This is a genomic window from Shewanella marisflavi, assembly GCF_023283925.1.
Classification (GTDB): domain Bacteria; phylum Pseudomonadota; class Gammaproteobacteria; order Enterobacterales; family Shewanellaceae; genus Shewanella; species Shewanella marisflavi.
On the sequence record NZ_JAKIKX010000002.1, the window covers coordinates 1 to 15,141 of the forward strand.

Genomic DNA, 15,141 nt, shown 5'->3' on the forward strand with positions numbered 1-15,141 from the left:
TTGTTTTGATTCTTGCTACAAAAGAAATTGGTTGCGGGAGCCGGATTTGAACCGACGACCTTCGGGTTATGAGCCCGACGAGCTACCAAACTGCTCCATCCCGCGTCCGTATTGAGAGCGATATTATCCTCTCTAACACACTTTGACTTTCGAACTTGATGCTAAGTTAACTCATGTTACCTGGGTTAAGTCAGTGCTCTCTGCGTCAAAGCGGGGCGAACTATATCGATATGAGGCGAGCAATGCAAGTAACAATCGAGGATTTGGTGTTAAGCGTTTATTTATCCAACAGAGTGCGGGCTTATTGATCACGCAGCGAAATTTTAGGCACTCATCTGACAGAACTTTTTATCATTTAATCTGTGGACAAGGTATAATGACGGATTGATTTTTGAAGTGTGTCTATCTATCCATGTTAAATTTTTTTGCTGCAGCCCCAAGAGGCTATGAATACGCGTTGTCCCTTGAGTTGGCAGAACTTGGCGCCACGGAAATAAAAGAAAGTGTTGCCGGCGTTTATTTTACAGCGCCGCTGGAATTAGCTTACCGCATTACGCTTTGGTCACGCCTGGCCAGCCGTATCATCTTAGTGATCTACAAAGGCCCGTGTGAAACACCTGAGCAGCTTTATAACGCGGCTTATTGCATAGACTGGCAAACACATTTTTCTAATAAGAGCAGCTTTAGCATAGATTTTCATGGTGTCGGTGGTTTTATTAAAAACTCACAATTTGGCGCGCTAAAGGTTAAAGATGCGGTAGTTGACCGTTTTCGTGACGATGGTTGCCCGCGACCAGATGTGGCTCGTGTCGATGCAGACTTCAAGATAGACGCCCATTTTCGCCGGGGTCAAATCACCTTAGGGGTTAACTTCTCTGGCCCTGCGTTGCATCAACGTGGTTATCGCGCGACAACAGGTGAGGCGCCCCTCAAGGAAAATCTGGCAGCAAATATGTTAGTTCGTAGTGGTTGGCAGCAAGCTCCTAAAGATCTGCTCGACCCCTTTTGTGGCAGCGGTACTATCTTGATTGAAGCGGCAATGATGGCCTGTGATATCGCACCGGCGCTGCAGCGTCGTCGTTTTGGTTTCGACCACTGGTTGCGCCATCAAGATGGCGTGTGGCAGGAACTGCTTAGTGAAGCCAAGGCTCGCGCCTCTATGGGTGTGAAGCGCTGTGACCTTAAATTTTATGGCTCGGATATCGATTCGCGCCTGGTGGCACTGGCTAAACGTAATGCCCAAAATGCAGGTGTGGCTGAGCTTATTGAGTTTTCGGTGTCCAATGCGCTTAATGTCACCCCACCTGTGGAGCAGGGCTATCTAATCACTAACCCTCCTTATGGTGAACGCCTTGGGAATGTCACCTCGCTTTTGCAGCTCTACTATCAGTTGGGCGACAAGCTAAAGGCCGAATTCGGTGGTTGGCAGGTGGCAGTACTCAATAGCGATATCGAGCTGTTATCAGCCCTTAAGCTCAAAGCTGACAAGCAGATGAAGATGTATAATGGCGCGCTCGAATGTGCTTTTAACCTTTATACGCTGCACGCCAATAGCACTCGACGCATCGACCCAGGTCAGGTATTGAGCCAAGGCGGTGAGGTAAGCGAGGTCGCCAGCGCGTTTGCTAACCGGATTAAGAAAAACCATAAACAGCTGAGCAAATGGGCGCAGCGAGAGGGCATAGACAGCTATCGTCTCTATGATGCGGACATCCCTGAGTATAATGTCGCCGTGGATATTTATCTGGATCATGTGGTGATTCAGGAGTATTCGGCGCCTAAGACGATTCCAGAGGCGGTGACGAAAAGGCGTCTAACCGATGTCCTCTTGGTGCTGCCGCAGGCGATTGGCGTCGACCCAGACAAGATCATTCTAAAGACCCGCGAGCGTCAAAAGGGAACCAATCAGTACCAAAAACTGGATGCCACCAAGCTTGAGCTAGTCACTACCGAATATGGCGCCAAGTTTAAGCTGAACTTGAAAGATTATCTGGATACAGGTTTGTTCCTGGATCACAGGCTAACCCGTAAACTCGTGGGCGAGAAAGCCAAAGACCGTGACGTACTGAACTTATTTGCCTACACAGGCAGTGCCTCTGTGCATGCCGCGCTGGGCGGCGCTAAGTCGGTGACCACCGTGGATATGTCTAATACCTATCTTAATTGGGCGCAAGACAACTTCGAATTAAATGGCCTTAAAGGCAAGCAATATCAGTTTATTCAAGGCGACTGCCTGCAGTGGATAGATGATTGCCAGGAGCAGTACGATCTTATCTTTATCGATCCGCCGACCTTCTCAAACTCTAAGCGGATGGAAGACTCCTTCGATGTACAGCGGGATCATGTCAAGCTGCTGAGCGCCTTGGTGAAGCTGCTTCGTCCGGGCGGAGAGATACTGTTTTCGAACAATAAGCGTAAGTTCAAGATGGAAATCGACGCCTTGTGTGCCCTTGGGGTCACGGTAAGCAACCTGGATAAGCAGACACTACCGCTGGATTACAAACGCAATCCCCATATTCATAATACTTGGTTGATCACCCATGCCTAAAGTGAGTGCCTATACCTTATTTCATACCGAGGCCTGCCACCTGTGTGAGCAGGCTCAGGCGATCATCGCCACTTTAGATATCGACTATGCCTTGCAGGATATTTGTGATGATGACGTTTTAGCCGAGCGTTACGGCGTTCGTATCCCGGTGCTGCGCAACCAAGAAGATGGCTCAGAGCTCGATTGGCCTTTCGATCGAGAGCAGCTGCAACAGTTTACAGGAGTATAAATTGAGTCTGGTTCGTATAAATAACGGCTCACTGGCCTATGGCTACACCCCCTTATTACAAAATGCCGATTTCACCATAGAAGCTGGCGAGCGAGTGTGTATTGTAGGGCGAAATGGCGCAGGTAAATCTAGCTTGATGAAGGTCATTGGTGGTGAAGTGCTGCTCGATGATGGCGAATTTAATATCGCAACAGATGTTAAGGTCAGCCGTTTACAGCAAGATCCACCTAAGGCAGAACAGGGGACGGTATATGCCTATATTTCGGCTGGTCTGCAAGAGGTCGGCGAAAAGCTAGAGCGCTATCATCAACTCTCCCATGACGTCGCTAGCGCCAGCGCTGATGAGATGGAGCGTATGCTCAAACAGATGGAACGTCTTCAGTCTGATCTTGACCACCTTAACGGCTGGCAGCTAGATACCCGCATTAATCAGACCTGTGAGATGCTCGGCCTGGACGCCGATGCCAGCCTAAACAGCCTATCGGGTGGTTGGCAACGTAAGGTTGCCTTGGCGAGAGCCTTGGTGAGCGAGCCCGATCTGCTGCTGCTTGATGAGCCGACTAACCATTTGGATATCGATACCATCGAATGGCTCGAAGAGTTTTTGCTCAGCTATCGTGGCGCGATTGTGTTTATCAGTCACGACCGTGGGTTTATTCAGCGCATGGCGACGCGTATCGTGGATCTTGATCGCGGCGTGGTCACCTCTTGGCCCGGCGACTATCAGACCTATCTTGATGGCAAGGCTGAATGGCTCAGGGTTGAGGAGGAGAAAAACGCTCAGTTCGACAAGAAACTTGCCGAAGAGGAAACCTGGATCCGTCAAGGGATTAAGGCGCGTCGAACACGTAATGAAGGACGCGTGCGGGCACTTAAGGCGCTACGTATGGAGCGCATGGCGCGTATTAACCGTCAGGGCGGGGCCAAGATGGCCGTCGCCGATACCGAGCGTTCGGGCAAGTTGGTGTTTGACATCAAAGATCTTAACTACAACCTGCCTGATAAAAACCTGGTCAAGAACTTTACCACCTCTGTGATGCGAGGCGATCGAATTGCACTTATCGGTCCTAATGGTTGCGGGAAATCGACGCTTATCAAGTTGTTGATTGGCCAACTTGAGGCCCAATCAGGAGAAGTTAAGGTTGGCACTAAGTTGGAAGTTGCCTATTTCGATCAGTATCGAGAGGCACTTGATCCAGAGAAAACTGTCGAAGACAACGTCGGCGAAGGTAAGAAAACCGTGACCATTAACGGTCAGGACAGACACATTCTTAGTTATCTGCAAGATTTCCTGTTTTCGCCTATGCGTGCCCGTACGCCAGTCAAGGCACTTTCGGGTGGAGAGAAAAACCGACTGCTTTTAGCTCGTCTCTTGCTAAGACCCGCCAACTTGATCATTCTCGATGAACCGACAAACGATCTTGATATTGAGACCTTAGAGTTGCTAGAGTCGCTACTGACCGATTATCAGGGGACCTTGCTGTTAGTCAGTCACGATCGTGCCTTTATCGATAACACAGTCACCAGTTCCTGGTGGTTTACCGGTAATGGCGGTTGGAGCGAGTACGTCGGCGGTTACCAAGATGCTGTTTCGCAAGGGGCAAAATTTTATTCTGAGGAACCAGTTGCCAAGGACGCTGTCCAACCCAAGGTTGCCGAGCCAGTCAAGCGCGAGACTAAGGCCGCAGCAAAGGCTGAGAAGAAGCTGTCTTATAAATTGCAAAGAGAACTGGATGCCTTGCCGGCTAAGATGGAGCAACTCGAAGCCGACATAGAAGCCTTACAAACTGTCATAAATGAGCCCGATTTCTATTCGCAGGCGCAAGAGGTGGTGAACAGTCGTTTAAGTGAGTTGGCGTCACTTGAGCAGGAATTAGAAGTTTGTTTCGAACGTTGGGAAGAGCTTGAAGCCCTCAAATAGACGATAGAATAATAGGAAAAATAAATGAAGTTGAAGTTTGATAGAGCCTTATCGTTAGTCGCTGCCGGGGTGATCACAGCGTTGCAAACGGCTCACGCAGCACCTGTCTATGAGATTCAGAATATTGAAGACTATGACTTAAATGGCACCTTAGAGTCGACCATTAATGGTTATGGTATGTTTGTGAATCAGCAAGATCAGCTGGTTGGGATCTCTAAGGGTAAGAAAAAGCTCGAAGTCGACGAAGACTCGGACGGCCCTATTGATATCGAAGACGGGATTCCGCCTGAGCAGTTAGTCTCTTACTCAATCAATCTCCCTATTTTAGCCAACAACTTTACCTTTACTGCTGACGGTAACGGCGCAGCAGGTAGCTGGCTTCCCACCTTCGATTCCGTTTTTGGGACCACGCACCCTAAAGATACTAATGAAGAGCAACCTGAAACCATTAACTCAGTCAATGCCTATTACTACGGCATTAACAACAATGGTATCAAGGTGGGTACCTATACGGCACCGGAGCAAAAAACTGAATTTACCGGTGAGCGTAACGACAACAATCAAGATCAGGAATATTGGTACTACCGTGAGTTTGAGGAACGTGGTTTCTTAAAGGCAGCCGATGGTACAGATATCTCTTTGGTGCCGCCTTACACTGTATACACCAAAGATGATACCGATGTTGTCGTGGGCGGCGTCTCGGTGGCCGCGGCGATTAACGACAGTAACCTGGTGACAGGTTATGCCACTACTGATTTGGCCAAGAGCAGTAAGACTCGTGTCGATAACTGTATTACAGGCGACAAGTTCCCTATAGATGTGTGTGTGCAAAACGAACAATACCCAGATCGTAACAATGTCCGCCGTATTCTCTATCAGACACGCGCCTTTGTGTGGCAATTTGATGGCACAGATGTGACTCCAACCGAGCTGCCTCTGGGACTTGAATCGACTTCCGACAGTGTGTTTACTGCTCAGGGTTTAGGGATAAACAGTCAAGGTGTTGTTGCTGGTCGTTCTCACGTCTATCGTAACAATGACAAAGATAAGTTGGCGTTCGATGCGGCCTATTGGGCCAAGGACAGCGAAGGTCAATACCAGTACCACTGGGTGAAGATGACCAATGATCAGCTCTCCTCTGTGGCCTATGATATCAATGATAATGGTATCTTAGTGGGTAGCTATCGTCGTTATATAGAAGGTTATCAGCGCGACAAGTTCTTCTACTTAGACACCAATGCCGCGGACCCCACTTTTGTAACCCCGAATGATTTTTACCCTGTGATGTCCGATCGCAGCTCTCGTCCAAGGGATATCAACAATAAAGATCAGGTTGTCGGTTTTGTTGAAGTCACCAGTGAGAAGGAAAAGCCACGCATGAAAGGCGCCTTCTTGTATGACAAGAACAGTGATGAATTCAATGTTATCGACGATCTCTTGGTCTGTGAGTCAAAAGGCTATGTACAGGACGGCGAAGGTAAATGGGCTCGCAATAAGGTTGAAGTGGTCGATGGCAACGGCGATGTGCTCTTTTATGACAGTGAAATTCGTATCGTTGAGGCGAGCAGCATTAACGATGATGGCACCATAGTCGGCACGGCATTTATTCGTAAGCCTTCTTATCAGTTTGATACTGAAGGTAATCTGGTGATAGGTGAGAATGGTAAGCCTTTATTCTTGCTTAATGCTAATGGTCAGCCTGTGACGGCTTTTCTGCCACGTATGGTAGTACTTAAGCCAACCACTTCAGGCAGTGCTTGTGAAGTGGTAGAGGATGACAATTCAAGTGATGGTAACTATAAACGCCAAGGTGCGGCAAGTTTCGCTTGGTTATTTGTACTTCCACTCGTTTGGCTAAGGCGTCGTTTTAGAGGCTAATGCTCGTTAGAACATATCGAAATAAAAGTCGGGGTTTTTGCCCCGATTTTTTTTAAATAATGATCTCATGAGTTTAAAAAATAACCAGGCGTAAAGCGAAATTTTTGATTGATCTCGTGCTGAAAAAGTTCTATTTCTATCAATGAGGCTTCGGCCTTTAGGATTTAAGAACAGAGGATGCTTGCATGAAAAGACAAAAACGAGATCGTCTAGATAGAGCTTTTTCAAAGGGATTCCAGGCCGGGATAGGTGGCCGCTCTAAGGATAACTGTCCTTATTCTACATTGGACTCTAAATCACACTGGCTCGGAGGATGGCGCGAAGGTGTCGATGGCCGACTTAGCGGATTATTTAACAAGTGATTTAGATATTTGCCCTCTGTTAAGAGGGCATTTTCATATCTGGAACAGGCAAAATGTTTAGAAACTTGATGTGTCGGTGAAGATACCCACCTTTAGATCTGTCGCCGAATAGATCTCGCGGCCATCTACTTCCATCACGGCATCAGCGATGCCCATCACTAATTTGCGATAGACCTTGCGCTTGATAGTCAACTTGTAGGTGACTTTCTTGGCATCTGGCAGTACCTGACCGGTAAATTTCACTTCACCAACACCCAGTGCACGACCTTTACCTTCCGCACCTTCCCAGCCAAGGAAGAAGCCAACCAACTGCCACATGGCGTCTAGGCCCAGGCAACCTGGCATAACAGGATCGGTTTCGAAGTGGCAGCCAAAGAACCAAAGTGACGGGTCGATATCTAGCTCAGCAACAATTTCACCTTTACCAAACTCACCGCCGTTATCGTTAATTTTAGTGATGCGATCTATCATCAACATGTTGTCGATAGGCAGACGAGGCGAGTTGGCGCCAAATAGGTTACCGTGTCCACAGGCGACTAATTCTTCTTTACTGAAACTGTTAGCTTTATTCATTGTTAACTTCACTCTAGCAATTTGAGTCGCCAAGGTTAGCGAACACGTGTACGCCAAACAACTCCGATCAGCTAGAAAGTTTCAATTTATCGAGCAAGTTGGCAAAAAATGAGCGTTCCTCATCGGGATAGCCCGCCAAGCCTTCCAATCGCGCCTGCACCATGCCATAGAGGCTTTCTTCAGGAAACTGACCATTTTCATCACGGCTGCCGGCAGGTTTGTTCATTAGGATGGCCACGGCCTGATCGATATGTTCTACCTGGTACAGGTGGAACGCTTTATCTTCAACGGCTTTAATGACCTGGGGATCCAGGTTTAGCTGCTGTACGTTTGAGCTTGGGATGATAACCCCTTGGGTGCCCGTCAGGCCGCGTCGCTGACACAGGTCAAAAAAGCCCTCAATTTTTTCATTTACACCGCCGATGGCCTGCACCTGGCCAAATTGATCTATGGCGCCTGTGGCGGCAATGCCTTGTTCTATGGGGTGCTCGGCGATGGCAGACATTAGCGCGCAATATTCGGCCAGTGACGCGCTGTCACCATCGATCTCCTGATATGACTGTTCGAAAACAATATTAGCATTGAGGTGCAGCGGGGCATCTTTACCGAATATGCGATACAAACAAGAGGAGAGGATCATCAAACCCTTTGCGTGTATGTTTCCGCCCAGTTCTGACTTACGCTCGATATCGGCGACTTCACCGTCACCATAATGCACCGATGCAGTGATGCGCGCCGGTTCGCCATAGGTGTACTCGGCGGCGTCCAGCACGGTCAGGCCATTGATCTGGCCAATCATGGCGCCTTGGGTGGGCAGGTTAATGAAGTTATCGTCGAAGCTCTGCGCCGACAGACTCTGTGAGGCATTGTGCCTCGCCTTGTGGCGAGCCAGTGCCATCTCGATGCTGTCGCCACTCAGTTGAGAGCTCTTGCCATAAAGGCTGGCTTGTACCATCAGCTGACTAATGCCTATGGTTTCGAGGCTCAGGTGGCGTTGATGTTCGGCTAGACGTGCACTATGGGTAAACAGTGGCTGCAGGGCAGACTGATCTAAGGTGAGCTGGTTGGCGGCAGCGATAGTGACCAGCCAGTTGCCATAATCTTGCTCGCTAAACTCTGCCAATGAAATTTCATCTACTAGCTCACCCAGCAGGGGAAAGGCGGCGGGAAAGTTACGCTCTTCTAAATAACTGATGCTATAAAGCGTGCTGCTGCCCACTAAGATTATCTTGCTGTGCAGCGGAATTGAAGACCAGCGAGAATGTAGTTGATATTCACCCTTATGGGCGGCCTCCATTACAAGTTCCCACAGGCCCTCACGTTTCCAGAGAGATTCGGCGCAGATAAACAGGTAATCGCAGTCGGCTAGGGCGCCCGGATGGTAGACACTGGGATCATGGGCGTCGAGGTGGCCGATAAGATCGCGACGCTTTATGGCGCCACTCAGATAGCGATAGGGAGTGTTGGCAACACAGACGCAGTCTTCGCCGGCTTGTGTTTGCCATTGCAACTTAGCGTCTGGTGCCAGGCGGTTTAGGTAGTGGGCCGGTCTGTATCCCTGATGGTCAACTAAGGCCTTGAGCAGCTGCTCTCTATCTATGCCGCTGTGATCGGCAAGGTACATGTGTTGCCCCTGAGTATTAGCAAGCAGGTTAAACGCATCCAGGGTGCGTTCCTGACCCAGTAATCGGCTGTGTGGATTGGCGTTAAGCTGGTCTACCTGAGGTAACTGAAATTGAGGCGATAAAGCGGCAATGTCGATTGAGTGTGCGATCATTAATTGGGGCGAATTATGTAAACATGGCCTGATGTTAGCACAGTTTCGCTCAGCCTCTCTCTAAGTTTCGCTGTTTTTGGCTTATTCAAGCCAGTTTGTCGACAATCCTGGAGGCGGGCCGCTGTTTATTCGTTTGCTGAGTACGTCCTACTTGCTTTATGGCCCTATCAAGGCGTTTGTGCGCTTAGTCGACCTCAACTCGTTAGTTTCCGCTGAGAGGGGGCGAGCATTTGAGGCATAAAGATCGACTTTTTTAAGGTGGGCCACTTAAGACTTTAGTCGATAATCCAGTCTTTTTGTCGACAATTATCGGGTTTTGGCTTGAGAAAATCCTATTTCATGGCTATATTGTCGACAACCAAATGTTTGATGACGATCACATAATTCATGACGCGATACAGCCAAACGCCGGTCACCACGGCAGATAAAACCTTCTACCAACTTAGGCAGGATATTGTCGAAGGGGTGATCGCATCCGGGTCAAAACTCAGTGAGACTGAATTGTCGACAACTTATGGTGTGAGCCGAGCCGTGATCCGCGAAGCGATTAATCGTCTCGAGTCATGCCATATCGTCGAACGGCGCGCCAATGTCGGTGCCAGAGTCGTGGCACTGAGCGAAGAGGGCTTAATGGCCCTGTATGAGATCCGCGAATCCCTCGAAGGCATGGCGGCACGTCTGGCGGCCAAAAACATGAGTGATGAAGAGATTGCTGAGCTGGAAGCCCTGCTCAGAAGTCATTTTGACGACGTCAAACAGGGGGAGTCCTATTATCAGGAAGCCGGTGATGTGGATTTTCATTATCGCATCATACTCGGCAGCAAGAATAAGCACCTTATCTCTATGCTGTTCGAGGGTATCTATCATCTGGTGCGTATGTACCGCGTACAGCTTGGCATGGCGGGGCCTAGGGTCACCACAGCCTATGATGAGCATAGGCATATCGTCCAGGCGATCGCCAATCGAGACGAAGAGCTAGCCGAGATCTTGATGCGCAGGCATATCACCTATTCACGAAATAATATTCGAAACAAACTTTCACCCATTCAGTCATAAGAGGAAGCGAGCATGAGCGCAGGAAAGAAATTCCGTCAGGCATTGGCCGACAATAAGCCGTTGCAAATCGTCGGTACTATTAATGCCTACACGGCCATGATGGCCAAGCAGATCGGTCACAAGGCGATCTACCTCTCTGGCGGCGGCGTGGCAAATGCCTCTTATGGTCTGCCGGATCTGGGCATGACCTCATTAAACGATGTGATCGTGGATGTGCAGCGCATCACCTCGGCGTGTGATCTCCCACTACTTGTCGATATCGATACCGGTTGGGGTGGCGCATTTAATATTGCCAAGACCATCAAAGATATGGAAAAAGCCGGTGCCGCAGCCGTACATATGGAAGATCAGGTTGCTCAAAAGCGCTGTGGTCATCGCCCCAACAAAGAGATCGTCTCGGTAGATGAGATGGTGGATCGTATCAAGGCGGCAGTAGATGCACGAACGGATCCTGATTTCTTCATCATGGCCCGTACCGATGCCTTCGCGCAGGAAGGATTGGAAGCGGCTATCGAACGTGCCAAGGCCTATGTGGCAGCCGGCGCCGACGGTATCTTCGCCGAGGCGGTAAAGACTGAAGAGCATTACCGCGCCTTTGCCGAGGCGTTAGATGTGCCAATCCTGGCCAACATCACCGAATTTGGTCAAACCGAGCTGTGGAATCGTGAGCAACTTGGTCAGTGGGGCGCAGCCATGGTGCTTTACCCACTAAGTGCCTTCAGAGCCATGAATAAGGCGGCTGAGAACGTTTATCAAACTATCTTGCGCGATGGAGATCAGAAAGCGGTACTCGATACCATGCAGACCCGCATGGAGTTATACGACTATCTTGGTTATCACGAGTATGAGCAGAAGCTCGATAGCCTGTTTGCCGAAGGTAAGAATAAGTAATACAGCCAGGTGCCTCGGTAAAGGGGCATCCTAGACAGCACATTCACCCTACAACCTAGATGATGCAGTACTAGGGATAGACAAAAATATAATAGGAAGACGTTATGGTAGATAAGAAATTAGGCGGCGCCGGACTACGCGGACAGAGTGCGGGCGAAACAGCATTATGTACAGTGGGTAAATCAGGCTCAGGCTTAACCTACTGTGGTTACGATGTATCTGATCTGGCTGATAACGCCACCTTTGAAGAGGTCGCATACCTGCTATTTAATGGCGAACTGCCAACCGCGGCTCAGCTGGATGCCTACAAGAGCGAGCTGATGTCTATGCGTGACCTGCCTCAGTTACTTAAAGAGGTATTACAACGTATCCCAGCCGATGCCCACCCTATGGATGTGATGCGTACCGGCTGCTCTTTCCTGGGTAACCTAGAGCCAGAAACTGATTTTAGTCAACAGCATAAGGCAGCTAATCGTCTGCTGGCGGCGTTTCCGGCAATCATGTGTTACTGGTATCGCTACAGTCATGACGGTGTTGAGATCGACTGCGTCACCGATGAAGATTCATTAGGCGGTCATTTTCTGAAATTGCTTAATGGTAAGACGCCATCGGATCAACATCGCCGCGTCATGGATGTGTCCTTGATCCTTTATGCTGAGCATGAATTTAACGCGTCAACCTTCACTGCACGCGTTTGTGCTTCAACCCTGTCAGATATGTTCTCTTGCATTACCGGCGCTATCGGTTCGCTTCGCGGCCCACTTCACGGCGGCGCCAACGAGGCGGCGATGGAGATGATCCAAAAGTTCAGTTCGCCAGAAGATGCCAAGGTGCAGATGGCGGGTATGCTGGAGCGTAAAGAGAAGATCATGGGCTTTGGCCACGCCATCTATCGCGAATCCGATCCGCGTAACGTGATCATTAAGGCCTGGTCAGAAAAGCTGGCTAAAGAGTTTGGTGATACCTCGCTTTACGATATCTCTGTGGCCTGTGAAGAGTACATGTGGGACACCAAGAAGCTGTTTTGTAACGCCGACTTCTTCCATGCATCGGCTTATCACTTCATGGGGATCCCAACTAAGTTGTTTACCCCTATCTTTGTCTGCTCACGCCTTACTGGCTGGGCGGCTCACGTGATGGAGCAGCGTGCGAACAACCGCATCATCAGACCAAGCGCGGATTATATCGGTTCTGAGCCACGTAAAGTGGTTCCTATCAGCGAAAGATAAGCCTAGATATCAGCCCCTCTGTCTTTAAGGCTCAGGGGCTGTTTTTGGTTTGGTTGCTTTAATTCATAACACCGTGGATAACCCTATGAACTCTTTACACCGTAAACCGCTTCCCGGCAGCTCTCTTGATTATTTTGATACCCGCAGCGCCGTCGAAGCCTTGAGCACAGGTGCCTATGACAAACTGCCTTATACCGCTAAGGTGCTGGCAGAAAACCTAGTCAGGCGCTGCGAACCCGAATTACTTAACGATGCTTTGGGTCAGCTGATTGAACGCAAGCGCGATCTCGACTTTCCCTGGTATCCGGCGCGTGTGGTATGCCATGACATTCTCGGTCAGACTGCCTTAGTGGATCTGGCTGGTCTGCGTGATGCCATCGCCGAGAAGGGGGGCGATCCTGCCAAGGTGAACCCTGTGGTGCCGACTCAGTTAATTGTGGATCACTCGTTGGCGGTGGAGCATGCGGGCTTTGAAAAAGATGCCTTCGAGAAAAACCGCGCCATTGAGGATCGCCGCAACGAAGATAGATTCCATTTTATCAACTGGACCAAGACCGCCTTTAAAAACGTCGATGTGATCCAGCCCGGTAATGGCATCATGCATCAGATCAATCTGGAGAAGATGTCGCCTGTGATCCAGGCTCGTGACGGCGTGGCATTTCCAGATACTCTGGTGGGGACTGACAGCCATACGCCTCATGTGGATGCGCTGGGCGTTATCGCCATTGGTGTTGGCGGTCTGGAAGCCGAAAACGTCATGCTCGGGCGTCCTTCCTATATGCGTCTACCCGATATCGTTGGCGTGGAGCTGACCGGTAAGCGTCAAAGCGGCATTACGGCGACAGATATCGTGCTGGCACTGACAGAGTTTTTACGCAAAGAGAAGGTGGTTTCGGCTTATCTCGAATTCTTTGGTGAAGGCGCCGCGGATCTGACTCTTGGGGATCGCGCCACCATCTCCAACATGACGCCAGAATTTGGCGCTTCGGCCGGTATGTTCTATATCGATCAGCAAACCATAGACTATCTCACCATCACAGGCCGTGACAGCGAGCAGGTCAAACTGGTGGAAAATTACGCCAAGACGACGGGTCTGTGGGCCGATAGCCTGAAAGATGCTGAGTATGAGCGTGTGCTGACCTTCGATCTCTCAAGCGTTGTGCGTAACATCGCCGGGCCGTCTAACCCGCACCGCCGGGTGGCCACCAGTGAACTGGCCAGTCAAGGCATTGCCGGTGTGGTCGAGCAAGATGAGAAGCTGATGCCAGATGGCGCGGTGATCATCGCCGCCATCACCAGCTGTACTAATACCAGTAACCCAAGAAACGTGATTGCAGCGGGCCTCTTAGCCAAGAAGGCCAATGAGCTTGGCTTAGTGCGTAAGCCTTGGGTGAAAACCTCTTTTGCGCCAGGCTCCAAGGTGGCAGAGCTTTATCTTAAAGATGCCGAACTCCTGCCTGAACTGGAACAGCTGGGCTTTGGTATCGTCGGTTTTGCCTGCACCACCTGTAACGGCATGAGCGGCGCTCTGGATCCTGTGATCCAACAAGAGGTGATCGACCGAGACCTATACGCTACGGCGGTACTGTCGGGCAACCGTAATTTCGATGGCCGTATTCATCCTTACGCTAAGCAGGCGTTTTTGGCCTCGCCACCACTAGTCGTGGCCTATGCTATCGCCGGTACCATCAGGTTTGATATCGAAAAAGATATCTTAGGCCATGATGACAAGGGTGAGCCTATCCGTCTTAAGGATATCTGGCCAAGTGACGAAGAGATCGATGCTATCGTGAAGGCGAGCGTGAAGCCTCAGCAGTTTAGGGATATCTATACCCCTATGTTCGACCTAGCGGTGGACTATGGCGAGCAGGTTAGCCCACTGTATGACTGGCGTCCACAGAGCACCTATATTCGTCGTCCCCCTTATTGGGAAGGTGCTTTAGCTGGTGAACGTACCCTTAAAGGCATGCGTCCGTTGGCGGTTCTTGGGGATAACATCACCACAGATCATCTGTCGCCTTCAAACGCTATTCTGGCCAGCAGCGCCGCTGGTGAATACCTGGCGAAGATGGGGCTGCCCGAGGTGGACTTTAACTCTTATGCGACTCACAGGGGCGATCATTTGACGGCCCAGCGTGCGACCTTTGCTAACCCTAAGTTGCTCAACGAGATGGCGCTGGTGGATGGTGAGGTCAAGCAAGGCTCACTGACCCGCCTCGAGCCAGAAGGTGAGGTGATGCGTATGTGGGAAGCCATCGAGACCTATATGGATCGTAAGCAGCCACTGATCATCATTGCTGGAGCCGACTATGGTCAGGGTTCTTCTCGCGACTGGGCAGCCAAAGGCGTAAGACTGGCAGGTGTTGAGGCGATTGTTGCCGAAGGTTTCGAGCGCATTCATCGCACCAACCTAGTCGGCATGGGCGTGCTACCGCTGGAGTTTAAGGCCGGTGAAAACCGTCACACTTACGGTATCGACGGTAGCGAAACTTTCGATGTATTAGGCGAGCCGACGCCGAGGGCTGATCTCACCTTAGTGATCACCCGTCAAAACGGTGAGCGTATCGAAGTGCCTGTCACTTGTCGCCTAGACACTGCCGATGAGGTGTTGGTCTATCAGGCGGGCGGCGTGTTGCAGCGCTTCGCGCAGGACTTCCTCGAAGCGAACGCTTAGGGC

At 50.2% G+C, this 15,141-nt stretch carries 11 protein-coding genes and 1 tRNA gene; 9 read left to right on the forward strand and 3 right to left on the reverse strand.

Annotation, left to right across the window (positions count from 1 at the left end; translation table 11 throughout):
* Positions 1-28: 28 nt before the first annotated feature.
* Positions 29-105 (reverse strand) — tRNA-Met (locus L2712_RS04855).
* A gap of 307 nt (positions 106-412) precedes the next feature.
* On the opposite strand from L2712_RS04855, the gene rlmKL reads away from it, so the two are divergent.
* The 5 genes from rlmKL (at position 413) to rmf (ending at position 6,938) form a co-directional block, all read left to right on the forward strand.
* Complete coding sequence (gene rlmKL, locus L2712_RS04860) at positions 413-2,548, forward strand: bifunctional 23S rRNA (guanine(2069)-N(7))-methyltransferase RlmK/23S rRNA (guanine(2445)-N(2))-methyltransferase RlmL (RefSeq protein WP_088904735.1); 2,136 nt, start codon at positions 413-415, stop codon at positions 2,546-2,548.
* On the forward strand, positions 2,541-2,777 hold the full coding sequence (locus L2712_RS04865) for a glutaredoxin family protein (RefSeq protein WP_033538340.1): 237 nt from the start codon (positions 2,541-2,543) through the stop codon (positions 2,775-2,777). Before rlmKL ends, L2712_RS04865 begins: the two co-directional genes overlap by 8 nt.
* Before the next feature lies 1 nt (position 2,778).
* A complete protein-coding gene (locus tag L2712_RS04870; RefSeq protein WP_033538341.1) occupies positions 2,779-4,698 on the forward strand; it encodes an ABC transporter ATP-binding protein in 1,920 nt (639 codons plus the stop codon).
* Positions 4,699-4,722: 24 nt separating this feature from the next.
* Positions 4,723-6,576, forward strand: coding sequence for a DUF3466 family protein (locus L2712_RS04875; RefSeq protein ID WP_248977071.1), 1,854 nt, complete (start codon positions 4,723-4,725; stop codon positions 6,574-6,576).
* Between the two features lie 185 nt (positions 6,577-6,761).
* Positions 6,762-6,938, forward strand: coding sequence for a ribosome modulation factor (gene rmf, locus L2712_RS04880; RefSeq protein ID WP_011865614.1), 177 nt, complete (start codon positions 6,762-6,764; stop codon positions 6,936-6,938).
* Between the two features lie 57 nt (positions 6,939-6,995).
* Here rmf and fabA read toward each other — a convergent pair whose 3' ends face one another.
* The gene (fabA, locus tag L2712_RS04885) at positions 6,996-7,511 is read right to left on the reverse strand and encodes a bifunctional 3-hydroxydecanoyl-ACP dehydratase/trans-2-decenoyl-ACP isomerase (RefSeq protein WP_033538343.1); all 516 of its coding nucleotides are present in this window, start codon (positions 7,509-7,511) and stop codon (positions 6,996-6,998) included.
* A 67-nt stretch (positions 7,512-7,578) separates the two neighbouring features.
* Complete coding sequence (locus tag L2712_RS04890) at positions 7,579-9,288, reverse strand: S16 family serine protease (protein ID WP_248977072.1); 1,710 nt, start codon at positions 9,286-9,288, stop codon at positions 7,579-7,581.
* Positions 9,289-9,675: 387 nt separating this feature from the next.
* Between L2712_RS04890 and L2712_RS04895 the strand changes: the two genes are divergently transcribed.
* The 4 genes from L2712_RS04895 to acnD all read left to right on the forward strand — a co-directional run bounded on the left by L2712_RS04895 (position 9,676) and on the right by acnD (position 15,138).
* Positions 9,676-10,344: a GntR family transcriptional regulator gene (locus L2712_RS04895; RefSeq protein WP_033538345.1), complete on the forward strand. Its 669-nt coding sequence runs from the start codon at positions 9,676-9,678 to the stop codon at positions 10,342-10,344.
* Positions 10,345-10,356: 12 nt separating this feature from the next.
* Positions 10,357-11,235 carry a methylisocitrate lyase gene (gene prpB, locus L2712_RS04900; RefSeq protein WP_088904730.1) on the forward strand — a complete coding sequence of 293 codons (879 nt, stop codon included), beginning with the start codon at positions 10,357-10,359 and terminating at the stop codon, positions 11,233-11,235.
* A gap of 104 nt (positions 11,236-11,339) precedes the next feature.
* Positions 11,340-12,464: a bifunctional 2-methylcitrate synthase/citrate synthase gene (prpC, locus tag L2712_RS04905; protein WP_033538347.1), complete on the forward strand. Its 1,125-nt coding sequence runs from the start codon at positions 11,340-11,342 to the stop codon at positions 12,462-12,464.
* Positions 12,465-12,549: 85 nt separating this feature from the next.
* The gene (gene acnD / locus L2712_RS04910) at positions 12,550-15,138 is read left to right on the forward strand and encodes a Fe/S-dependent 2-methylisocitrate dehydratase AcnD (protein WP_198387034.1); all 2,589 of its coding nucleotides are present in this window, start codon (positions 12,550-12,552) and stop codon (positions 15,136-15,138) included.
* The last annotated feature ends 3 nt before the right edge of the window (positions 15,139-15,141 follow it).

Coding starts and splice junctions, on each gene's coding strand:
- rlmKL (WP_088904735.1), top strand. CDS start 413: ATGTTAAATTTTTTTGCTGCAGCCCCAAGAGGCTATGAATACGCGTTG.
- L2712_RS04865 (WP_033538340.1), top strand. CDS start 2,541: ATGCCTAAAGTGAGTGCCTATACCTTATTTCATACCGAGGCCTGCCAC.
- L2712_RS04875 (WP_248977071.1), top strand. CDS start 4,723: ATGAAGTTGAAGTTTGATAGAGCCTTATCGTTAGTCGCTGCCGGGGTG.
- rmf (WP_011865614.1), top strand. CDS start 6,762: ATGAAAAGACAAAAACGAGATCGTCTAGATAGAGCTTTTTCAAAGGGA.
- fabA (WP_033538343.1), bottom strand. CDS start 7,511: ATGAATAAAGCTAACAGTTTCAGTAAAGAAGAATTAGTCGCCTGTGGA.
- L2712_RS04890 (WP_248977072.1), bottom strand. CDS start 9,288: ATGATCGCACACTCAATCGACATTGCCGCTTTATCGCCTCAATTTCAG.
- L2712_RS04895 (WP_033538345.1), top strand. CDS start 9,676: ATGACGCGATACAGCCAAACGCCGGTCACCACGGCAGATAAAACCTTC.
- prpB (WP_088904730.1), top strand. CDS start 10,357: ATGAGCGCAGGAAAGAAATTCCGTCAGGCATTGGCCGACAATAAGCCG.
- prpC (WP_033538347.1), top strand. CDS start 11,340: ATGGTAGATAAGAAATTAGGCGGCGCCGGACTACGCGGACAGAGTGCG.
- acnD (WP_198387034.1), top strand. CDS start 12,550: ATGAACTCTTTACACCGTAAACCGCTTCCCGGCAGCTCTCTTGATTAT.